Source organism: Rhizobium tropici CIAT 899 (assembly GCF_000330885.1).
In the GTDB taxonomy this organism is placed as follows: Bacteria; Pseudomonadota; Alphaproteobacteria; order Rhizobiales; family Rhizobiaceae; genus Rhizobium; species Rhizobium tropici.
Genome location: NC_020059.1, coordinates 2,517,993 through 2,539,433, shown reverse-complemented (window position 1 = coordinate 2,539,433; position 21,441 = coordinate 2,517,993). Strand labels below are relative to the sequence as shown.

Here is a 21,441-nt window from a genome sequence, read left to right as displayed (position 1 = left end):
ATTAACTTGCCTCCCCGATAGCGATGGCGGAAATCTGGCGTCCGTAATCCGGCTCCTTCGCATGCGTCGTGCGGCGGTAGGAGAAGAAACGCTCCGCGTCCGGATAGGTGCAGAGGTTCAGACTTTCGGTGGTGACGCCCGCCTTGCGCAGGCGATCGACCGTGAGGGACGGCAGATCGAACATGGCATGGCCGTCGCGCTCCGAAGGGGTGAAATATCTGGCATAATCCGGATCGTGAGCAAGGAAGCGTTCGACGAATTCGGGGCCGACCTCATAGCTCGCCTGGCTGATCGATGGGCCGAGGCCGGCAATGATGGCGTCACGCCTTGCGCCGAGCCTCACCATCGCGTCGATGGTGTTTTCAAGCACGCCGGTCAGCGCGCCCTTCCAGCCGGCATGCGCGGCGCCGATAACCCGGTTTTCGGGATCGGCAAAAAGGATCGGGCCGCAATCGGCGGCAAGCACGCCGATGGCGATGCCCGGCGTTGCCGTCACCATCGCATCGGCCTGCGGCCGGCTGCCGTCGTAATGCGCACCGATGGTCACGACATCGGGCGAATGTATCTGATGCACGGTGGCGAGCCGCTCGACGGGCAAGCCGAACCAGCCGGCAACACGGCGCCGGTTTTCCTGCACGCGCTCGCGATCGTCATGCGAACCGAGCCCAACGTTCAGCCCGCGATAGAGGCCCTCCGACACGCCGCCGGCGCGGGTGAAATAGCCGTGGCGAATGCCCGCAGCCTCGGCGGCGCTCAGCAATGTGCTTGCAAGTGGTGTCGGCAACGAGATGTCCCTTGATAATCTTGATTGACCTGTCGTGCTTGAGATAACGCAGCCGCGGCGAAGCAGTTCGATCATTGGGGAATGTTGGCCCAGCCCGACGCACGCTGTCAATCCGCAGGATTGGCGGTCAGATCTCAGCTGACGGGACGAAAGGGCAGGAGATCGATCGCAGGGCTGGAGACTGCCAGCACCTTGAAAAGCTCCCCCATCTTGCCTTCGCCGGCGCCGGCAAGCCGCTCTACGGCGACGCTGATATTCTCTTGTGTTGCTGCATCCTGGTCGCGGCCGAGGGCGGCTGCGCGCTCCAGCAGTCCGAGCCCGACAAGAAAATCGCCCTGATGGCAGCAGCCGTTTATATGCAGGCCGGAGGCGAGCGCCGTCTGGGCCAGATGCTGGAAGTCGACATGGCTGGTCAGGTCAGCTTCGCCGGGGTGCTCCAGCGGCGAGTCGTATTCGTGCATGCGGACGGCCTGCAGCGTATCGCCGAAGCTTGTCGCCATATGACCGTAGTCGATGGCAAGCGCCGTGCCGCCATGGGCGGCAAGCCTGTCGCAGATTGTCGTCATGACAGCTTGACGGGCGGGCGCAATTTCAAAGATCGTGCCGATCGGCGGCAGGCCACCGTCGGGAAGAAGCGAGGGGTCGAGAGTCGCGACGCCTGTCGTGAAGGTCAGCTCGTCGCTGATGTCGAGACCGACCATTCGCTCGCGAAAACCATTGCCAGTGCGCACGAACTGGCGGATCGGAATGGCGTCAAAAAGCTCGTTGGCCGCGAGCAGGGTGAAACCCTCAGGCACCTCGCCGAAATCCGTATGCCAGGAAATTTTGGCGCCATACGCTTCCAGGGTTTGCCGCTGGAAGCCCTGCAGGCGTTCACTGGTCTCGACGAGATGCACCGTCATGACATCGTAAAGCGGCGGAGCCAGCTTGCCGATGACGCGCAGCATGTCGGACATCATCGTGCCGCGGCCGGGGCCGATTTCGACGAGGCGCACCTCGGCCGGCGTTCCATGCCGCTGCCAGGCATGCACCATGAAGACGCCGATCATTTCGCCGAACAACTGGCTTATCTCGGGTGCGGTGACGAAGTCGCCGGATTGGCCGAAGGGCTCACGCGTCTTGTAGTAACCATGCACGGGGTCGGCGAGACACAACGAAAAATAATCCGTAATGCTCAATGGTCCGTTGGTGCGGATGATGGCTTTGATTTTTTCCCCGAGCGCCGTCGTCATTCTTTGCTTTCGCTAGTGCGTGATCCTGAAAGGCTGGGAGCCGTTCCTGAAAGGATCCCGCGTATTGAACTCCACCTCAAGCCATCTGCCTTGCCGCCGCCAGCCGAGCGCGGATGACGGCCCATAGGCCGATGGCGACCATCGGAAGCGACAGCACCATGCCCATCGTCAGCCAGTTCGTGCCGAGCAGATAGCCGAGCTGCTCGTCAGGCTGACGGAAGAATTCGACAAAAATACGCGAGAAGGCATAGCCGATGACAAAAATGCCGCTGGCCGTACCCGGCTTTTTCAATGCCAGCGCCCAGCGCGTAAGCACAAAGAGAATAAGGAAGAGGATGATGCCTTCGATGCCGGCTTCATAAAGTTGGCTCGGGTGCCGCGGATCTGGGCCTGCAGGGCATACGCCATTATGGGCGGCGATCACATGCGGGCTGCAGAAGACCATCGCCCACGGAACGTCGCTGGCCCGACCCCAAAGCTCGCCGTTGATGAAATTGGCGATGCGGCCGAAGAATAGGCCGATCGGCGCGACGGCGGCGACGATATCGAACAGGCTCCAGGTCGGGATCTGGTTGCGCCTTGCGAACAAGATCATGGCGATAGTCGTGCCTATTAATCCGCCGTGGAAGGACATGCCGCCATTCCAGACCTCGATAGCGCGGATCGGATTGGCGAGCACCGGGTCGAGATCGTAGAAAAGGATGTAGCCGATGCGGCCGCCGAGAACGATGCCGAAGGCGACCCAGAGAATGAAGTCATCCAGATGCTGGCGCGTCATCGGTGCGGTATCGTTCAGCCAGAGCTTGCCATTGTCGACCAGCCGCCTTGCATAGAACCAGCCGAGCAGGATGCCGGCGACATAGGCAAGCCCATACCAATGGACTGAGATCGGGCCGAGGGAGACGGCGATGGGGTTGATGTCCGGGAACGGCAGGATGGCGGCGAGATTGGCGGATGTCAGCAAGATCGTCAGGCCCGTTTCAGCATGTTCCCGAAAGCACCGTGCCATTCCGGAACGGGGATCATGCTATATAGCTAAATGTGCGCGGAACATGGCGTTCGCTGTCGAAACGGTCAAGTCGATTGTTGATCCGGCCGAGATGGGGCTTCGGTTGTCCAGTCCTATCTCAATTTGCTTGCATCGGCCCCTTGGAAATCCTACCTCAGCACTATCTGGCCCATATCGATGCCTGACCGTTGAGGGCCGACGGCTGCAAGGAGATTGCCATGAGCACTGGACCGAACCGAATCTTGGATGAATTCGCCAAGCTGATGACCGATGCCGCCGGTGCTGCCCAAGGCGTGCGCCGTGAAATCGAGACCGCCTTCAATGCCCATGCCGAGCGCTGGCTGAACAGCATGGATATCGTCAAGCGCGAGGAATTCGAAGCCGTCCGCGAAATGGCGATCAAGGCGCGCGACGAAAACGAGGCGCTGCTGGCGAGAATCGAAGCGCTTGAAACCAAGCTTGCTTCCAAGGGCAAATAAGCCCGGTCTTACGTTTGAAGATCGGCACGGCACCCGTTTGCCGTGCCTTTTTCCTCTGAAAATTTGCGTTTGTTTTTCCACCTGTGGACATCGGCAAAAAAGCCAATCGCCAGAGTCGGTTATGACTCCCTTCTGAATAGACGTCGGAAGAGCTTTCCACAGTGCCGTTTCCAAAATCACCGTTCAGGGGCTGGCATGCCGGGCATGCCGCTATACACTGATTTTAAATGATGATTCGAAACGGACTTGGTAAGCCCCGGGCATGGTGGAAGCGTTAGTCTGGCAGCCGTTCAACATCATCCCGAGGATGTTTCCGGAGTAAAATTGTTTGCGTTCTTTCAGTGTCGAGCCACGGGAAAACTGCAACCGATCCGGTCAAGAAGGTGCTGCATGAGCCTTATGGAAATGGAAGCCGAACGACAATCGAACCCGGTCGACATGATCGAATTCGTCGCTGCCAATAATGATTGGTCGTTCGAACGGTCCGGCGAGGACGAACTCGCCATGACCGTCGAGGGACGATGGACCGACTATCACGTCTCGTTTTCCTGGATGGAGGAGTTCGAGGCGCTGCACATAGCCTGCGCGTTCGACGTCAAGGTTCCGGATCCCCGGGTCAACGAGGTGATCAAGCTCCTGTCCTGCATCAATGGGCAGGTGCTGATGGGTCACTTCGATCTGTGGCGTCAGGAAGACATCGTCATCTTCCGCCAATCGCTTCTCTTGTCGGGTGGGGCGGAGCCCACCAACCGTCAGGTGGAAGTGCTGCTTTCCAACGCGCTTGACACCTGCGAAGCTTATTATCAGGCTTTCCAATTCGTTGTATGGTCCGGCCTTGACGCGAACCGCGCCATGGAAGCCGTGCTCTTCGAAACGGTAGGCGAAGCGTGACATGACAGGCGAACAATCCGCCAATGCATTTGCATCCTCCGGGCCGATCGTTCTGATCGGCGCCGGCAATATGGGTGGCGCATTGCTGACGGGGTGGCTGAAAAACGGCGTGCCGGGATCATCCGTCATCGTTGTCGATCCAAACCCTGCCGAAGCGATGCGCAAAATGATTGCGGATGCCGGCGCAAACCATGTCAACGAAGTGCCGAAAGGTGTGAAGGCGGGAGTTCTCTTCATCGCCGTCAAGCCGCAACTGATGGACGCAGTCCTGCCGCCGTTCAAGCCGCTTGTGGGGGAGACGACGGTCGTCGTCTCCATCGCGGCCGGCAAGACGCTGTCTGCGCTTGAAACGCATCTGGGAAAAGCGGCCATGGTGCGCGCCATGCCGAACACGCCCGCCATGGTCGGACGTGGTGTGACGGGCGCTTTTGCCAATGCACGCGTGAGCGACCGCCAGCGGCAGCTGGTTCAAAACCTGTTGAAGGTATCCGGTCCGGTCGAATGGGTGCCCGGCGAAACCGATATCGACTCGGTAACCGCCGTTTCCGGCAGTGGCCCGGCCTATGTTTTCTATCTCGTGGAATGCATGGCGGAGGCGGGCCGAAAGCTTGGCCTGCAGGCGGACCTCGCCATGCGGCTTGCACGGGAAACCGTCGCGGGGGCTGGTGAACTGTTGCACCAGTCTCCCGACGACGCCTCGCGCCTGCGCCAGAACGTGACCTCTCCCGGCGGCACCACAGCTGCGGCGCTGGGCGTCCTGATGGCGGAGGATGGCATGCAGCCTCTGTTCGATGCGGCCCTCGAGGCGGCGCGCAAACGGGCACAGGAATTGGCCGGCTGAGTTTTCTATAAAGGCAGGACATGGCGGAAGAGATCACTTACGGCGATTTCGAGCGGGTGGATATCCGTGTCGGCACGATCATCGAAGCGGAGGCTTTTCCAGAAGCGCGCAAACCCGCTTACAAGCTCAGGATCGATTTCGGGCCGGAGATCGGCATCAAGCGCTCCTCCGCGCAGATCACCGTGCATTATACGCCGGAGACTCTTGTCGGCCGGCAGGTGCTGGCGGTCGTCAATTTCCCGCCGCGTCAGATCGGGCCGGTGCGCTCCGAAGTACTGACCCTCGGCTTCGAAGACGAAGCCGGCGCAATCGTTCTGGCCGCGGTGACCCAGCCGGTGCCGAATGGCAAAAGGATGATGTGAGCCTTTCCCTTTGCAAGAGGAGAGGGAAGGCGTCAGTGAATATCCCGTGATACCGGGTCGGTCAGGCTGAAGTCGAGGAATTCCGCTTCGAAGCCTTCGCGTTGCGGCGAGCAGAAGGCCGGGCCGACCAACACTTCCTCGAGCATCGGATCGAACCAGGCGAGCCTTGCCATCCGCCATTCGCTCATGCGGTCGGTGCGATACTGGATGAAGAGGGCGTCGCCGTTGCGGGTGACCCGTGCCGACATGGCATCGAACTCGTGATCGAGGCGGAAGGCGGACCAGTCGGAATTGCCATTGGTGACGACGACGCTGAAATGCCTGGCGCCGTCGGTATATTCTATCCCGCATTTCATCCAGTGCCTGGCATCATGGCGGACCATCAGGCCGGCCTGATCGTAAAGCTCGCGATAATGCCCGACGAAGGTGACTTCGGCGGTAAAATCGCCGCGGCGGGGCGTTCCAAGAAAATGACCGTCGTCGCGGTGGAAGCCATAATAGGTTTCCTGCCAGAAATCGGTCTTGTTGCCGGATTGAACGAACAGGCGTCCCTGGTTCACTTCCCACATGGGCGGCGTGTTCAACCAGTGCATGCCCTCGATATCGATCGGCATATGCTCTCTCCGTCAGGCAGGAATGCGGATCGTGGCGCGCAAGCCCCCGAGCGGGCTGTCGCCGAGCGTGACGTTGCCGCCATGGCTGCGGGCGATGTCGCGCGCAATGGCAAGGCCGAGACCTGTGCCCGATTTGTCGAGATTGCGGGCTGAATCCAGCCGGAAGAACGGTTTGAAGACGTCGTCTCGCGCGGCGACGGGAATGCCGGGGCCGTCATCATCGAAGATGATCGTCAGCCATTTGGCGCTGTGCCTGGCTTCGACGCGGAGGCTGTTCGCATAGCGCCGTGCATTGGTGGCGAGGTTCGTCACCAGACGGTTGAATGCATTCGGCCGGACGGAGATTTCGTCATCCCCTTCAATGGAGAAGCTCATGGACTTGTCGTGCAGCGTGAAGTCCTGCCGGATCTTTTCGAGGATATCGCTGAGCTTGAATTGTCCGACATCTTCTTCGGCTTCGCCGCGCGCGAAGGCCATGTAGCCCTCGAGCATGCTTTGCATGTCCTCCACGTCTTCGCTGAGGCCGACAAGATCCGGATTTTCACCCACAAGGGCGAGCTGCAGCTTGAAGCGGGTGAGAACGGTGCGTAGGTCGTGGCTGACACCCGAAAGCATCGCCGTGCGCTGTTCGATCTGCCGTTCGATGCGCTCGCGCATCAGGATGAAGGCCAGGCCCGCGCGGCGTATTTCGTCGGCACCGCGGGGAGAGTAGTTTTCCAGGCGCTGGCCCTTGCCGAAGCTTTCAGCCGCCTGGGCCAGCGCCAGGATCGGGCGGATCTGGCCGCGCAGGAACAGGACGGCGATGCCGATCAGCACCAGTGAGGTGCCGACCATCCATAGGATGAAGATATGGGTGTTCGAGGCATAGGTCTGGCTGCGCTTGGCGAAGACGCGCAGCACCTTGTCCGGCAGTTTGATGCGGATTTCGACCAGGCTGGAGTTGCCGACGGTATCGATCCAGAAGGGTAGATTGATCTGCTCCTTTATCTCGTCGCTCAAAATGCCATCGAGGATCGAGAAGAAGGGCTTTTCGCGCGGCGTCGGTAGTTCGCCCCCGGGTTCGATCGATATGCTGAGGTCGAGCTTTTGCCGCGCCATCTGCGTAATGGCGGAATAGTCGGCGTCCTGCGGATAGGTCTGGATGATGGTGATGATGGCGGCGATGTCGCGCGTGGTCGCCATCGACAGCCGCTGCGTCACCATCTGCCAGTGGCGCTCCATGAAGACGACGGTAACAACCGCCTGCAGAATGATCATCGGCAGGATGAAGATCAGCAATGAGCGGGCGTAGAGGCCGGTCGGCAGGATATAGCGACGCATCCAACGCGAAAGCCACCGCAATCCGTTGGACGGCGTGTGATCCTGGTCGCGTCTGATGGAATCGAATGTCACCATAATCTGGTCCCGCGGGCCGATCTCAATCTATGCTCAAGCGATAGCCGATACCACGCACCGTCTGCAGCCAGATAGGGTTGGCAGGGTCATCTTCAATCTTGCGACGCAGCCGGTTGATCTGTACGTCGATCGTCCGCTCTCCCACTTCGGCGTCGCTGCCGATGAGTTCATGGCGCGGGATCGTCTCGCCGGCGCGCTTGGCAAAGAGCAGCATGATTTCCTGCTCGCGATCGGTAAGCCGGATGAGTTCGGCGGCCTTCTTGAGCTCCTTGCGGGTGAGCGAAAAGGTGTACGGGCCGAACATGACCAGTTCGATCTTCGGGGAATCGGCGGGCGCATTGCGCCGCAGGATATTGTTGATGCGCAGCACCAGCTCACGCGGGTCGAAGGGTTTCGGCAGATAGTCATCCGCGCCGGCCTCAAGGCCGGCTATTCGGGAATCGGCCTCGGCCAGCGCCGTCAGCATGATGATCGGAATGTTCTTGATGGCCCGCAGGCTCGACGTCAGCGCAATGCCGGATTCGCCGGGCATCATCACGTCCATGATGATGAGATCGAAATCGAGCCCTTCCAGCTTGCGGCGCGCTTCGGCGCCATCGGCGGCAGCCGTGACGCGGAAGCCCTTCTCCATAAGGTAGCGGTTGAGGAGGGCGCGGATACGGGTATCGTCATCCACTACCAGAAGATGTGCTGCGTCATCCGAAATTGCTGCTTTTGTCGTCATTCGATCAATCTCGATCCTGTCCTACCCGTCGGTTTCGTGACGCATTCCATTCCGGCCCCGCAGACTGGAGTGCTGTCATTTTACGGTCTGCATTCCTCTCAGGAAACGCTTCACGCTTTCGCGCGTCGCTTCGGACGCGCCTTCGAATGCCCTTTCAATGCGGCGCGATTGGGGCTCGGCCAAAGCCAGCGCCAAGTCTCTGCCGGCTTGCGTCGGGTACAGCTTGCGCTGCCGCCGGTCCTCCGGACCTGCGACCTGGCGAATATAACCCGAATCGATCAATTGTTTGAGAACCCGCGCCAGACTCTGTTTTGTGATCTGCAATGTTTCCAGAAGGTCCGCAACCGTCATGCCGGGTTCGCGGTTAACGAAATGGACGACGCGATGATGAGCCCGGCCGAAGCCGCTCTTCAGCAGAATCTGATCCGGATCGGAAACGAAATCGCGGTAGGCGAAGAAAAGCAGCTCGATGATCTCGAAATCGATGCTTCCCGCGTTCTGCAACGGCGTGGCCAGCAGCTCCGTCTTTGCCGCATTCTGGCTCATCTGTCGTGGCACCGTGGCATTTCCTTTCCTATTATGGAGCATTCGGGAAACTTCCGCAAAAATACGTCAGGCCTGTTGACGCATTTTTACGTTGCCGCCCGGCTTCGCACAATGCCATGTTGCTCGAATGGCGCTGCTTCATGAGGAAATTAAGCGCGGTCCCAACGAAAACCCTAACATATCCTGTATTTTCGCCCACTGCCACTGGTGTTGAGACTCAGCGATTCGCCGCATGGTGAATCGGCAGATCGTCTGGGGGAAGTGGAGACGAGAAACAAACGCCTCGGGTTGGAAAGCCGATGCATATCCGACCGTCGAAGACGGCGAAAACCCTGGAGATGTTATATTTTTCCGCTCCGCCCGGCTAGAAGCACGGCTGAGGCAGCTGTGGCCAAGCAGAATTGCGCATTGATCCGCACAAGCCGGGTCATTGCCAAGCCCGGCCTGCGCGATCCTATTATTTACGACTTGCGGCCGAGAACGGCACCGACGATCGCGGAGAGTACGCCGCCGGCAACCAGCGAGGATATGCCCTGCGCGATAAGGCCGGTAAGGGCCTCGCTGCCGATCAGGTTCAGGATCAGGCCGCCTCCAAGGCCGCCGACGGCCCCGGCGATCGTTCTCGCAACGAGATTGATCCCGTCCTGCTTCAAAACGGCGCTCGCGGCGTTGCCACCGATCGCACCGGCAATCAATTGCGTAATGATAGGCCCTAGACTTTCCATGACTGCCCTTCTCCCATAATTCCGGAGACGCTTCCGGATGCCTTGTCGCCGCAAACAGGTTCGCTGCCAGGCAGCGGCGATAATCCCTACTGATATTAGAATTACATCATGCATGGATCGCTGGAAATAGAAGGGCAACTCAAACGGGAGAATTCCGCAATAATTTCAGGGGAAATCCGCGGTTTGGACATGCGGCTGTCCCGCCGCATGTCAATTTCGCCATTTTATGCGGTCCTGTGAGGCGAATCAGCGGTAGACGTAGACGATCCTGCGCGTGCCGGGATCGACCAGAACCGGCTGATGGTTCACCTCGACATAGCTGTATTGATAATCCGGAATGCGGTGCACCTCCACGCTTTGCGGGACGGTGGCGCCCACGACCAGATCACCATTCAACCGAACCGTATCGACCGGGTTGTCATCAATATAGGTCCGGACTTCCTCAGGCGGGGTGACGGCGACCACATCAGCGCCGTTCTCATCGACGGGACCCAGCAACTGATCGTTCGGGCTTGGCTGAACGCGCTGGACGCTGCCGGTCTGGACTGGGTCTGTCTGTTCATAGGTAATGGTGGGAATGCCCAGGTCATCCCGGTGGTCCTGGACGACGACCGAGGCGCCATTCTGTTCGACGCTCAGATATTGCGCATAGACCCAGCCCCGCATGCCGTTGACATCGACCCGGCACCAGCGGCTGCCCTCGACGCAGCCGTCCAGAGTGGCTTCGGACCCTCGTGTGGCGACGCCGACTGTAGGAAATTCCGCGCCCGGTCCGGAACGAACTTCGATATCGGTGGCGGTCGTTGCTGCCATCTCGGCCTGGGCGAGACCCGCACTGCCGAGAAGGACAAAGCCGGTCAGCAACAGATTTCTTTTCAAGGACATTGGTTTTCTCCTTCTGTCTTGAAAGACTTCTCTTCAACGCTTCGGATGCTTCGGTGTTCCGGTTGGCCAGGCGAGAGCAATGCGATAATCAGTCGAAAATCAGAATAACCATATGGAATAACGTGTCCTTCCCGAATTTCACGAGGATGGTCTTCGTTACCCGCGCCACTTTGCAGCCTACAGGGGCTGTTTTACCTGGAGTTTGCCGCTATACCGGCGACAAGACGATCAAACAGACGAGGCGCTCCATGGGCATGCTCCAGGCCGGCATCATTCCGGTGACCCCTTTCGAACAGAACTGCACCATTCTGTTCGATCCGGAGACGAAGGAGGGCGTGGTGGTCGATCCGGGCGGTGATGTCGATATCATCCTACAGACGGTGCGCGAGAACGGCATTACTCTGAAGGCCATCTGGCTGACGCACGGCCATATCGATCACGCCGGCGGTGCCGACGAGGTGCGCGAAGCGCTCGGCATCGAGGTGATCGGTCCCCATGAAGACGACCGCTTCCTGCTCGAGGATATCGAAGCCAAGGGCAAGATGTTCAACATCAGCGGCGTGCGCAACGTCACGCCGGACCGCTTTCTGAAGGAGGGGGACAAGGTCTCCTTCGGCGAACATGAGTTCGAGGTTTTCCACTGCCCCGGCCATGCGCCGGGTCACGTCATCTATGTCAACCGGAAGCAGGGTTTCGCCCATCTCGGCGACGTGCTGTTCAATGGCTCGATCGGCAGAACGGATCTGCCCGGCGGCAATCACCAGCAGCTTTTGGAATCGATCCGCGACAAGGTCTTTCCGCTGGGCGATGAGGTAGGTTTCATCTGCGGCCATGGACCTGGAAGCCGCATCGGCGACGAGCGTCGCACCAATCCCTTCCTGCGCGGATTATGAGGAAGGCTCCGCTCGCTTGCTAGCGGCCATCCAGCCGCTTTGCTAACATTTCGAGAGAATATCATCGACAACGCTGGCGAGCGGCGCGGTGGCGTCAATGCTCACGGCGTTCTTCGGAGCATCCTCCTGCGTCGCGTGCAACCGCATGATGACATCTCGCTCGGCAGGGCTACCGCCAAATTCATCTTCCGGCCTGCTGGCAAGGCGGTGCCGCAGCGTGTCCAAATCGACATTCAGAACGAAGATTTTATCGAACAGATCGATAAAGCGATCGAAATTCCGGGAGCCGCCGCAGAAGAAGGAGATCGGGTGGGTTCGATCCGCGGCCAGGGATTTGACCTTGCCGACATCCCAAAGGTGATGTCTGTGCCCGAAGGCCACATCCGCAATGTGCTTCTGCAGGGCATAAGCATCCAGCGGTTCACCCGTTTCCGGATCGCCCTTATAGGCCAACTCCCGGTCACCATGGATCACATGATACCCGCGCCGCTGCAGTTCGGCGGCGACAGCGGTCTTGCCGGTTCCTGAAACACCTTCGATCAAATAGTTCTTGATGCCCATTTGAAAGCGGTGCCTTGGTTCCTGCATTCTCATGCGGGGGTATGGCCGAAATCAATCGGCCGTGCAGAAATGGCGCATGCCGTCATAGCCGACATAGGTGCCGGAGCGGCTGTCGAAGCTTCTATAACGGTCGTAGCAATAACGCATCCACGCCGGCGACCAGGGACGCAGGCCATATGCCGGCGGCGGCGCGTCATAACTGACGTCACGCTCGACATAAACACGGCGCGGCGGTGGACGATAATAATAGGCCGGAGGAGGCGCATCGTAGTCCGGATCGACATAGGCCGGGGCCGGCTCGACGTAGCGCGGCTGGCTGGCAATGGCGGAGCCGACGATCAAGCCGGTTGCAAGCCCCGCAGCGCCGAGCGCCCAACCATCGCGGTTGTGATGGCGCCAATATTCATCGGCGGAAGCAACGCTCATGGAAGTGACTGTCAACGCCGCAGCGACGGCAGACATGACGAGCGTTTTGCCGAGTATGGTCATTGGCCTGTCCTCTAACGAGGCGGGACAAAATCAGTCCCGCTCTTTCATGGAAGGCAAATTATATGGGGCAAACTGAATGCAGACTGAATGACAAAACCCGGCATTGCTGCCGGGCCTCAACTCGAATTTGATAACCGTAGGGTGTCTCAGCCAGCAATCTGCAGATTGACGGCCTTCGGTCCCTTGCCGCGGCGATCCGGTTCCGTGTCGAAGCTTACCTTCTGGTTTTCCGACAATCCTGCCAGACCAGAAGCCTGAACTGCAGAAATGTGTACAAAGATGTCTGCGCCACCCTTGTCCGGTTTGATGAAACCGAAGCCCTTATCGGTATTGAAAAACTTTACAGTGCCAGTCTCGGCCATGCCTCAGGTCCTTTTCTCTCTGCCCACCATCCACACGGGCAGCATTACTTCAGTTGCCCTTGCGGGCGCTTGCAGGCAGTTCTCGAAATTTGAAGGAAAAGGTCCCCGTAACTCGGCATGGACGCGATGCGATGTTTGCCACCCCGCTTCTCGACCAAGCTGACCGGAATATTAGCGTTTCCGGCTCGCAATTCTATTAGGACTTCCCATGCTCTAAAAATGCCCGAACACTGTTGAGAGTGCTGTGTTTAGGGGAAATTGGCAAGCAAAAGTTTTTTAACGCGGCACAACCGGCACAATACAGTAATGCGAACATGTTAAGGCGATTCGCAAAATTTCCCACTTTGAAACAAGTTTCCAAGGGTTTTGCATCGCTCGCGATATAGTTTTGGCAAAATTTCCGCAAATCCGCTGGTCTGAACGGCTGTTTTCGCTCGTTCGAAAAATTTTGGCGAGCCATGCCGCCAAGCCGCTAAAAGCGTGCATTTTCGGCGTTTTTTATGCTGTGGCGCCGCGTCGCCGAGTCAATTCCGGCACCAATTCCACGGCCAGCATCGCCGTAAACATCAAGGCGCAGCCGGCATAGCCAAGCGGGCCGATGGTCTCGCCGAGCAACAAGGCGCCGAGCGAAGCTCCGAACAGTGCTTCCGAAGACAGGAAGATCGCGGCCTGGGGTGCGGTCGTATAACGCTGGCCGATGATCTGCAGCGCAAAAGCCAGGCCGGAGGAAAAGATGCCGACATAGAGGATTTCGCCAAACGCTGCACTTATATCGGCGATGCTGATCGGTTCGACGGCGACCGCGACGGCCAGGGCGAGAACGGCGGTGACCGCAAATTGCGTTGCGGAAATACCAAGTGGCCGGCCGGTTTCGTTGACGGCGGAGCCGGCGAGCGTGATTTGGGCTGCCCAGAAAAGCGCGCAGATGACGGTCAGGAAATCGCCATTGGTCAGGTGCGAGAAGGAGCCGCCCGAGAGCAGGTAGATGCCGCAAAGCGCCATCAAGGCTGCAGGCCAGATGACCCAATGCGGCGAGCGGCGCAGGAAGATAACGGCGATCAGCGGTACGAAGACCACGTAAAGGCCGGTTATGAAACTGGAGTTCGTGACAGTCGTCGTCAGAAGGCCGAGCTGCTGCGTCGCCGCTCCGCCAAAAAGAGCAAGGCCGATCAGCAAAAAGGAGAGCCAGTTGCGAGGCGTCAAGGGCTTCGCAGCCTTCCTGTTTTCCATCCACACGAAGGGCAGGACGACCAGGGTGGCGACGGCGAATCTGAGACCGATGAACCAGAAGGGGCCGATCGCCTTCATCGCTGTCGATTGCGCAACGAAACCGCCGCCCCAGATCGCGGCGGCAAGCAACAACAACAAATTCGCCTGTATGCGAGACATCTGCATCCTGCGGAAAGGGGAGGAAAGAACGAGGCCGACCGTTAGCAGCTGCTTTTGCTTGCGGCAAGGCAGAAAGGCGCAAGAAGCGGAATGCTTCCCGCTAGCTTGCAGCCCTCGAAATCCTCAGGAGCGCACCATCGCTTTCATCCGTCGTTATCAGCAACGCACCATCGGGCGCGACTGTTACGTCGCGCATGCGGCCGAATTTTCCCTCAAACATGCGTTCCTGTTCGGTGATCTTGCCTTTGCCGTCCTGGCTTAGCCGTGAGAGCAGCTCGAACTTCAGCGCCGTGACGAGAAAATCGCCATTCCACTCGGGAAACATCTTACCGCGATAGACGGCAATGGCGCCGGGCGCGATCGAAGGATCCCAATAGAAGCGGGGCTGCTCCATGCCGGCCTTTGCGGTGCCAATGCCGATCTTCGTGCCGGAATAATTGACGCCGTAGGAGATGATTGGCCAGCCGTAATTCTTGCCGGCTTCGGGCGTGTTGATCTCATCGCCGCCCCTGGCGCCATGTTCTGCCGTATAGAGCCTGTTCGCCTGGCTGTCGAAAGTGATGCCCTGCGGGTTACGGTGGCCCTTCGACCAGATTTCAGGCAAAGCCCGCTTGCCGTCTTTGAACGGATTGTTGGCGGGGGTGCTGCCATCGGCTTCTATGTGGATAATGGAGCCGGCGTCGTCGTGAAAGTCCTGGGCGCGATCCTGCCGGCCGCGGTCGCCGAGGCTGATGAAGAGGCTGCCGTCGCGGGCAATTGCGATGCGCGAACCATATTGGATATTGCCGCGCGACAGCTTGTTCATCAGGAAGACGCGCTTCACATCGCTCAGCTGCTTCTCGTCCGGCGATAGTCTGGCGCGAAAGACAGCCGTGCCGCTTCCGCCGTCACCCGCCACGGAGGCGGTGAAATAGAGGGTGCGGTTGCCGGTGAAGTTCGGATCAAGGGCTATATCGAGGAGGCCGCCCTGGCCATGCGCGTAAACTTCGGGCATGCCTGATATAGGGCCTGAGACCTTGCCGTCGCGGATAAGGCGCATGCGGCCGGGCCGCTCGGTCACGAGATAGGCGCCATCCGGCAGCACCTCGACGGCCCAGGGGTGATCAAGCCCCGTCGCGACCGTTTCGACTTTGACGTCAACCTTTTGCGTCTTGAAAGTCTGCACCGGTTCGGCAAGAGCCGATGTTGCCGTGAGCAGAGCGCCGGCCATCAAGGCGATGGAGAACTCCGTTCTGCCTAATCCCGTTCTGGTGCCGCGCATCTTTTCGACCTCCCCATAGGCTCGCTTTTGCAACGTGGGACCGTTCGGCTGCCATTCAAGGCGGATCGCGGAACCGATAACGTCTTTGTGTTCTTGCCTTCGGCGAAAGGACGTTTTTTGGATCTGCCGATCTCGTCTGCAGGCGGAAGCATTTCCCACGCAAGAGGCATCCAGCTGAAGGCGCGAGAAGCCGATGTTGAAGAAGTGTCTGATCCATATAGGAAATTCCCACCGTCTTCAGAGTTTGATTCAGGTGCTTCGCGTGATGATTCAAGTTGAGAGGGGTTGGAGGTGCCGAGCTACGGCCGATCTGACCTTGGCGAAAGGGGCGTGTGGTCTCTTGGGCAGGCTTCTAACCGGATAAAAAAGCTAGCGCGCACGGTGCGGAAAGCCATGAAATAAAGCCACTGTGACGCCTTTGTGCTTGAAACGTCGGTCCATATTCGACATAGAGCTTAGCGCAGAAATCTGGTCCACAGGCTTTCTGCCATTTTCAACCGAATAGGACCGATCACCATGGCCTTTCTTGCCGACGCTCTTTCCCGTGTAAAGCCTTCTGCCACCATCGCCGTTTCCCAGAAAGCGCGCGAGCTGAAAGCAAAAGGACGCGACGTGATCGGCCTCGGCGCCGGTGAGCCCGATTTCGATACGCCCGATAATATCAAGACGGCGGCCATCGACGCGATCAACCGCGGCGAGACGAAGTACACGCCGGTTTCCGGTATTCCGGAACTGCGCAAGGCGATCGCCGCCAAGTTCAAGCGCGAGAACAATCTCGATTATACGTGGGAGCAGACGATCGTCGGCACCGGCGGCAAGCAGATCCTGTTCAACGCCTTCATGGCGACGCTGAACCCGGGCGATGAAGTCATCATCCCGACCCCTTACTGGGTTTCCTACCCGGAAATGGTGGCGCTGTGCGGCGGTACGCCGGTTTTCGTCGCGACGACGCAGGCCAACAGCTTCAAGCTGCAGCCCGCCGATCTTGAAAAGGCGATCACGCCGAAGACCAAGTGGTTCATGTTCAACTCGCCGTCCAACCCGTCGGGCGCCGCCTACACGCATGCCGAACTGAAGGCGCTGACGGACGTGCTGGTCAAGCATCCGCATGTCTGGGTGCTGACCGACGACATGTACGAGCACCTGACCTATGGCGAGTTCAAGTTCGCCACCCCGGTCGAAGTCGAGCCGAGCCTCTATGATCGCACGCTGACGATGAACGGTGTTTCCAAGGCCTATGCCATGACCGGCTGGCGCATCGGCTATGCCGCCGGCCCGCTGCAGCTCATCAAGGCCATGGACATGATCCAGGGCCAGCAGACCTCGGGCGCAACCTCGATCGCGCAGTGGGCTGCCGTCGAAGCGCTGAACGGTCCGCAGGACTTCATTCCGCGCAACAAGAAGATCTTCGAAGGTCGCCGCGATCTCGTAGTCTCGATGCTGAACCAGGCGAAGGGCATTTCCTGCCCGGTTCCGGAAGGCGCCTTCTACGTCTATCCGTCCTGCGCCGGCCTGATCGGCAAGACGGCTCCGACCGGTAAGGTCATCGAGACGGACGAGGATTTCGTGTCCGAGCTGCTGGAATCCGAAGGCGTTGCCGTCGTTCACGGTTCGGCTTTCGGCCTCGGCCCGAACTTCCGCATCTCCTACGCGACCTCGGAAGAGCTGCTTGAGGAAGCTTGCCGCCGCATCCAGCGCTTCTGCGGCGCCTGCAAGTAAGCGGCTAGCGATAGCTTACATGGAAAGCCCGCCAGAGATGGCGGGCTTTTTCGTATCCAGGCTGACGGTTTCGGCTTCATCAAATGATTCAAGCGCTTTGCATTTTGAATCCGCCAATCGACGCAAGTCCTTGAAATCGGAATCAAAGACCGAGCGCCGTCAGCATGATGAAGGTGGCGAAGAGAATGAAATGGGTCATGCCCTCGATGGCGTTGGTTTCGCCATCATTGAGGTTGATGGCTGCGACGATCAGCGTGATCATCACCATGACCGTCTGCACCGGAGACATGGCCATGATGAAGGGCTGGGCGGTATAGAGCGCAATCGCCTCCATGACCGGCACCGTCAGGATGACGGTCGACAGCGAGGCGCCAAGGGCGATGTTGACGGTCGCCTGCATGCGGTTTCTAAGCGCTGCCCGCAGAGCGGTCAGAATTTCCGGCGCTGCCGAGATGGCGGCGACGACTATGGCGGCGATGGCGGGCGGAGCGCCGGTGCCCTTGAGGCCGGTATCCATGAAGGCCGACATGAATTCGGCGAGCGTACCGATCAGGACGACCCCGATCAGGATTGTCACGATCGAAGTCGCCGTGGAGTCCTCTTCACGATGTTCTTCAGCCTCGGTAGTTGCGAGCTTCTTTTCCGTGCGCGGATAGCTATAGCTGAAGAAGTAGCTGTGCCTGCCGACCTGCATGCGCAGGAACAGCGCATAGAGGGCGATCATCGCGACGATGGTGAAGGCCGAATAATAGTGCCATCTCGCATCCGGGATGAATTCCGGCACGATCATCGAAATGCCCATGGCAGTCAGGATCATCACGCCATAGGTCCGGCTGGAATCGTCATTATAGGGCTGTTCACCATGCTTTAGCCCGCCAAGAAGGGCGGCAAGGCCGAGGATGCCGTTGATATCGAGCATGACGGCGGCGTAGATCGTGTCGCGCACCAGCGTCGGCGAACTCTCGCCGCTCATCATGATCGCAAGGATGATGACCTCGACGGCAACGGCGGAAAGGGTGAGGATCATCGTGCCGTAGGGGTCGCCGACCTTGACGGCGAGCGTCTCAGCATGATGGGCGACGCGCATGGAGGCCAGTACAATGGTTGCGATCAATGCCGCGGCTGCGATCATTGATGCGCCCTGGCCCATTTCCAGAATGGAATGCTCGCCGACATAGGCGCCAACGGCAACTATCAATGCCACCAGCAGGTTTCTTTCCTGCTTGAACCACTTTGCTATGAGCACTTTCCCACCTCTGCGCCGATTCACGGTTGCACTCTAAAGCAAGGAGTTCGCACATCAAGCTTGCGGGAAGAGGGCGAAATTTGCAGTTAACGCGGTTTAATGGAATACTGCGCAGATAGGTCTGCCCAACCACAACGCCGCGGCATCCTCGAATCCGTCTCAGATGCACGCGATCCTGCCGGCAACGTCCGGTTTGAAGGTCTTGGCAGATGAGAAGGAGGATCTGAATGGTCAAGGTCGTTTACGAAATCGTGCCGCATGACGGTGGGTGGGCTTATCGCTTCCGTGATGTTTATTCGGAAGCGTTTCCAACACATTCCGAGGCGGTGGAGGCCGCCCGGATCGTGGCGGCGGAACAGCAGATCGGGGGAGACTCAGCCGAAATCAGCTGGCAGGACGAGAGCGGCAAGTGGCATGAGGAATATGCAGACGGCGGTGACCGACCGGAAACGGAAGTCATCGACGGCCAGGTGCATTTCCCACCGATCGATACTGCCCCTGGCGCCTAGCCTTTCGGCTTGTCTGACGCCTTTTCTATGATTGCGTCGACGAAGTGACGCTTTTCGGCGGTGTAACGATCGCCATCATACCGATGGAGCTGGGCCAGCTTCAGTTTCAGCGCTGCATAGGCTGCTGCTTCTGCGGGGTGCTTCCGAAGATAATCGCGAAAGATCACCCGGTGTTCGTGTGTCTGGTTGTTGGGTGGGCAGAGATAAATCCGTTCAGGCGGTGTGCCGTTGCGCCGCATGAAGGCCCAAACATCATCATCATAGCGATTGCCGCGGGGCTCGTAATTTTGCTCCAGAAGAATCCGGGTCGCCGCAGGGACGTCGGCCGCGCTGCGCAGGATGATGTCGATATCGATTAGCGGTTTTGCTGCGATTCCGGGTATGGATGTGCTGCCGATATGTTCGATCGTCATGACATGGGGTGCAAGCAATCCTTCGAGCTTTTCGCGGATGCGTTTGTAATCTTCCAGCCATCGTGGGTCGTATGGCACCAGTTCCACCGCTGTTCCCATGGTCAGGATCCATTCTCCACGTTGTTTTCCTTGATGTAATCAAGCAACCCCATCACCAGCGCATCGAATGTCACGCGACAGCGTGGCGACGTCTTCAGATTTTCGTGCATGACGATCCAGGTGTCGATCTCGACCTTGATCTCCGGCAACAACTGCACGAGGGCTGGATCGCGGCTTGCCAGGGGAATTTGAAGGAAGCCGATGCCGATGCCGGCGCGCAGGGCATTATGCAGAGCAATGCTGTGATCGGAGCGAAAGCTGAAGGAAATGCCTTCGAGCACAGGATAACGCTTCGTCATCATGCGGATATAGGCAGTCTGGCGATCGAAGCCTATGAGCTTGTGCCGACGCAAATCCCCGACGGTTTCGGGCTTGCCGTACCGCTCGATATAGCTGCGATGGGCGAAGAGGCCGAGAGAGATGACGCCGATATGCCGGGCAAGCAGTGCTTCTTGCGCCGGCGCAACCATGCGCACGGCGATATCGGCCTCACGCTGCAGCAGATCCTCCACCGTGTCGGAGGCCGAAAGCTCCACGATCAGATCCGGATATCTTGCCTGCAGCTTGGCAAGGATTGGCGGCAGCACTTCGGCGCCGATGACTTCGCTCGCACTGATGCGCACCGTGCCGCTGACCTTGTCCTTCGAGCCGGAGGCTGCGCGCAGCAGAGCCGCGGCTGTGCTGGCCAAAGTCTCGGCATAGGGTTTCAGAACCATAGCGGCATCGGTGGGCAGCAGCCCCTGTTGCGAACGCGTGAACAGCTCCGCGCCGACCGATTGCTCCAATGCGAGGATGTGACGGCCGACCGTCGGCTGTGTCAGACCGAGCTCGCGCGCCGCAGCCGACAGTGAGCCGTGTTCCAGCACGGCAAGAAAGGTTCGATAGAAATCCCAGCTTGGCTCAGCGACTCCGGTCATACATTTATGTATAGCATCTGCAGATTTTTCGGCAATTTCGTTTATTGAAACCACGAGGCATAGTCAGCCCATCGAAACCGATGGAGATGACGATGAGCGACAACAAGGAAAGTACGAAGACAGCCCTGGTACTCGGCGCGACCGGCGGCATTGGCGGTGCTGTCGCGGGAGGGCTTGCCCTTCGCGGCTGGCGCATCCGGGCGCTGAATCGCAATGCGGCCGAGGCGGCCCGCCGTCAGCCGGAATTCGACTGGTTCCAGGGCGATGCCATGCAGGCGGATGATGTTCTGAAGGCGGCGCAAGGTGCGGATGTCATCGTGCATGCGGTCAACCCGCCCGGCTATCGCAATTGGGGCAAGGTCGTCCTGCCGATGCTCGACAATACCATTGCCGCCGCCAAGGCGGTCGGTGCACGGATCGTGCTGCCAGGTACGGTTTACAATTTCGGTCCCGATGTCTTCCCGATTGTCACGGAAGACAGCGCGCAGCGCCCGAAGACCCGTAAAGGAGCCATCCGCGTGCAGATGGAGCGGCGTCTGAGGGCAGCGGCAGAGCAGGGCGATAGCCCGGTCATCATCGTTCGCGCCGGCGATTTCTTCGGCGGGGCGCGCGCCAACAGCTGGTTTTCTCAAGCCATGGTGACGCCGGGTAAGCTGATCACTTCGATGACCTATCCGGGCAAACGCGGCGTAGGCCATCAATGGGCCTATCTGCCCGATGTCGCCGAAACCATGATCCGGTTGATCGAGAAAGGCGACGGGCTGCCGGCCTTCGCCGTCTATCATATGCGCGGTCATTGGGATGGAGACGGCAGACAGATGATCGAAGCCGTGCAGCGCGTCGTTGGACGCAATGTGAAGGTGAAATCGTTTCCCTGGTGGATAGTACCGCTAGCCTCTCCCTTCGTGACATTCATGCGGGAACTGCGCGAAATGAGCTATCTCTGGGATGTGCCGTTGGAGATGCGGAACGACAGGCTGGTGGCTGCGCTCGGCGACGAGCCGCATACGCCGATCGATCAAGCCGTTCGCAGCAGCCTGGCGTCGATCGGGTGCCTGCAGGCCGCGTAAGCTTGCTCGGGACGAGCCCTTGCCTC

General features: G+C 59.2%; 25 protein-coding genes. 8 read left to right on the top strand and 17 right to left on the bottom strand.

What is annotated here, in order from left to right; all coding sequences use genetic code 11:
- Position 1: 1 nt before the first annotated feature.
- From pgeF to lgt, 3 genes are all read right to left on the bottom strand, one after another.
- Positions 2-784 (bottom strand): peptidoglycan editing factor PgeF, encoded by a 783-nt coding sequence (gene pgeF / locus RTCIAT899_RS12510; protein ID WP_041677934.1) that lies wholly within the window; start codon positions 782-784, stop codon positions 2-4.
- A gap of 134 nt (positions 785-918) precedes the next feature.
- Positions 919-2,016 carry a class I SAM-dependent methyltransferase gene (locus RTCIAT899_RS12505; RefSeq protein WP_015340605.1) on the bottom strand — a complete coding sequence of 366 codons (1,098 nt, stop codon included), beginning with the start codon at positions 2,014-2,016 and terminating at the stop codon, positions 919-921.
- A 76-nt stretch (positions 2,017-2,092) separates the two neighbouring features.
- A complete protein-coding gene (gene lgt, locus RTCIAT899_RS12500; protein ID WP_041677933.1) occupies positions 2,093-2,980 on the bottom strand; it encodes a prolipoprotein diacylglyceryl transferase in 888 nt (295 codons plus the stop codon).
- 263 nt (positions 2,981-3,243) lie between these two features.
- Between lgt and RTCIAT899_RS12495 the strand changes: the two genes are divergently transcribed.
- From RTCIAT899_RS12495 to RTCIAT899_RS12480, 4 genes are all read left to right on the top strand, one after another.
- On the top strand, positions 3,244-3,504 hold the full coding sequence (locus RTCIAT899_RS12495) for an accessory factor UbiK family protein (RefSeq protein ID WP_015340603.1): 261 nt from the start codon (positions 3,244-3,246) through the stop codon (positions 3,502-3,504).
- Positions 3,505-3,894: 390 nt separating this feature from the next.
- Entirely contained in the window at positions 3,895-4,395 is a 501-nt protein-coding gene (locus tag RTCIAT899_RS12490) for a type III secretion system chaperone family protein (protein WP_041677603.1), read from the top strand.
- Between the two features lies 1 nt (position 4,396).
- Positions 4,397-5,236, top strand: coding sequence for a pyrroline-5-carboxylate reductase (gene proC / locus RTCIAT899_RS12485; protein WP_015340601.1), 840 nt, complete (start codon positions 4,397-4,399; stop codon positions 5,234-5,236).
- Positions 5,237-5,256: 20 nt separating this feature from the next.
- Complete coding sequence (locus RTCIAT899_RS12480) at positions 5,257-5,598, top strand: tRNA-binding protein (protein WP_015340600.1); 342 nt, start codon at positions 5,257-5,259, stop codon at positions 5,596-5,598.
- Positions 5,599-5,630: 32 nt separating this feature from the next.
- Here the strand turns inward: RTCIAT899_RS12480 and RTCIAT899_RS12475 are convergent, their stop codons facing one another.
- The 6 genes from RTCIAT899_RS12475 to RTCIAT899_RS12450 all read right to left on the bottom strand — a co-directional run bounded on the left by RTCIAT899_RS12475 (position 5,631) and on the right by RTCIAT899_RS12450 (position 10,487).
- The gene (locus RTCIAT899_RS12475; protein WP_015340599.1) at positions 5,631-6,212 is read right to left on the bottom strand and encodes a DUF1349 domain-containing protein; all 582 of its coding nucleotides are present in this window, start codon (positions 6,210-6,212) and stop codon (positions 5,631-5,633) included.
- Positions 6,213-6,224: 12 nt separating this feature from the next.
- Entirely contained in the window at positions 6,225-7,607 is a 1,383-nt protein-coding gene (locus RTCIAT899_RS12470) for an ATP-binding protein (protein WP_041677602.1), read from the bottom strand.
- 22 nt (positions 7,608-7,629) lie between these two features.
- Positions 7,630-8,331, bottom strand: coding sequence for a response regulator (locus tag RTCIAT899_RS12465; RefSeq protein WP_015340597.1), 702 nt, complete (start codon positions 8,329-8,331; stop codon positions 7,630-7,632).
- Positions 8,332-8,406: 75 nt separating this feature from the next.
- On the bottom strand, positions 8,407-8,877 hold the full coding sequence (locus tag RTCIAT899_RS12460; protein WP_181476084.1) for a MarR family winged helix-turn-helix transcriptional regulator: 471 nt from the start codon (positions 8,875-8,877) through the stop codon (positions 8,407-8,409).
- A 461-nt stretch (positions 8,878-9,338) separates the two neighbouring features.
- Positions 9,339-9,602 (bottom strand): hypothetical protein, encoded by a 264-nt coding sequence (locus RTCIAT899_RS12455; RefSeq protein ID WP_015340595.1) that lies wholly within the window; start codon positions 9,600-9,602, stop codon positions 9,339-9,341.
- Positions 9,603-9,848: 246 nt separating this feature from the next.
- Positions 9,849-10,487, bottom strand: coding sequence for a DUF1236 domain-containing protein (locus RTCIAT899_RS12450; protein WP_015340594.1), 639 nt, complete (start codon positions 10,485-10,487; stop codon positions 9,849-9,851).
- 248 nt (positions 10,488-10,735) lie between these two features.
- Between RTCIAT899_RS12450 and RTCIAT899_RS12445 the strand changes: the two genes are divergently transcribed.
- Positions 10,736-11,380: an MBL fold metallo-hydrolase gene (locus tag RTCIAT899_RS12445; RefSeq protein ID WP_015340593.1), complete on the top strand. Its 645-nt coding sequence runs from the start codon at positions 10,736-10,738 to the stop codon at positions 11,378-11,380.
- Between the two features lie 42 nt (positions 11,381-11,422).
- Here RTCIAT899_RS12445 and RTCIAT899_RS12440 read toward each other — a convergent pair whose 3' ends face one another.
- From RTCIAT899_RS12440 to RTCIAT899_RS12420, 5 genes are all read right to left on the bottom strand, one after another.
- Positions 11,423-11,941, bottom strand: a complete 519-nt coding sequence (locus RTCIAT899_RS12440; protein ID WP_015340592.1) for an AAA family ATPase — start codon at positions 11,939-11,941, stop codon at positions 11,423-11,425.
- Between the two features lie 51 nt (positions 11,942-11,992).
- A complete protein-coding gene (locus RTCIAT899_RS12435; protein ID WP_015340591.1) occupies positions 11,993-12,430 on the bottom strand; it encodes a BA14K family protein in 438 nt (145 codons plus the stop codon).
- Between the two features lie 146 nt (positions 12,431-12,576).
- A complete protein-coding gene (locus RTCIAT899_RS12430; RefSeq protein WP_004116423.1) occupies positions 12,577-12,792 on the bottom strand; it encodes a cold-shock protein in 216 nt (71 codons plus the stop codon).
- Between the two features lie 498 nt (positions 12,793-13,290).
- On the bottom strand, positions 13,291-14,181 hold the full coding sequence (locus RTCIAT899_RS12425; RefSeq protein ID WP_015340590.1) for a DMT family transporter: 891 nt from the start codon (positions 14,179-14,181) through the stop codon (positions 13,291-13,293).
- A gap of 100 nt (positions 14,182-14,281) precedes the next feature.
- Positions 14,282-15,442, bottom strand: a complete 1,161-nt coding sequence (locus tag RTCIAT899_RS12420; protein WP_015340589.1) for a PQQ-dependent sugar dehydrogenase — start codon at positions 15,440-15,442, stop codon at positions 14,282-14,284.
- 516 nt (positions 15,443-15,958) lie between these two features.
- On the opposite strand from RTCIAT899_RS12420, the gene RTCIAT899_RS12415 reads away from it, so the two are divergent.
- Positions 15,959-17,161 (top strand): pyridoxal phosphate-dependent aminotransferase, encoded by a 1,203-nt coding sequence (locus tag RTCIAT899_RS12415; RefSeq protein WP_015340588.1) that lies wholly within the window; start codon positions 15,959-15,961, stop codon positions 17,159-17,161.
- A gap of 142 nt (positions 17,162-17,303) precedes the next feature.
- Here RTCIAT899_RS12415 and RTCIAT899_RS12410 read toward each other — a convergent pair whose 3' ends face one another.
- Positions 17,304-18,311: a calcium:cation antiporter gene (locus RTCIAT899_RS12410; RefSeq protein ID WP_376773925.1), complete on the bottom strand. Its 1,008-nt coding sequence runs from the start codon at positions 18,309-18,311 to the stop codon at positions 17,304-17,306.
- Between the two features lie 323 nt (positions 18,312-18,634).
- Between RTCIAT899_RS12410 and RTCIAT899_RS12405 the strand changes: the two genes are divergently transcribed.
- A complete protein-coding gene (locus RTCIAT899_RS12405; RefSeq protein ID WP_015340586.1) occupies positions 18,635-18,916 on the top strand; it encodes a DUF2188 domain-containing protein in 282 nt (93 codons plus the stop codon).
- Here the strand turns inward: RTCIAT899_RS12405 and RTCIAT899_RS12400 are convergent.
- The gene (locus RTCIAT899_RS12400; protein WP_041677598.1) at positions 18,913-19,428 is read right to left on the bottom strand and encodes a GrpB family protein; all 516 of its coding nucleotides are present in this window, start codon (positions 19,426-19,428) and stop codon (positions 18,913-18,915) included. The genes RTCIAT899_RS12405 and RTCIAT899_RS12400 overlap by 4 nt on opposite strands.
- Before the next feature lie 2 nt (positions 19,429-19,430).
- Positions 19,431-20,345: a LysR family transcriptional regulator gene (locus tag RTCIAT899_RS12395; protein WP_015340584.1), complete on the bottom strand. Its 915-nt coding sequence runs from the start codon at positions 20,343-20,345 to the stop codon at positions 19,431-19,433.
- Between the two features lie 80 nt (positions 20,346-20,425).
- Here RTCIAT899_RS12395 and RTCIAT899_RS12390 point away from each other — a divergent pair, with 80 nt between their 5' ends.
- Entirely contained in the window at positions 20,426-21,415 is a 990-nt protein-coding gene (locus RTCIAT899_RS12390; protein ID WP_015340583.1) for an NAD-dependent epimerase/dehydratase family protein, read from the top strand.
- Positions 21,416-21,441 lie beyond the last annotated feature (26 nt).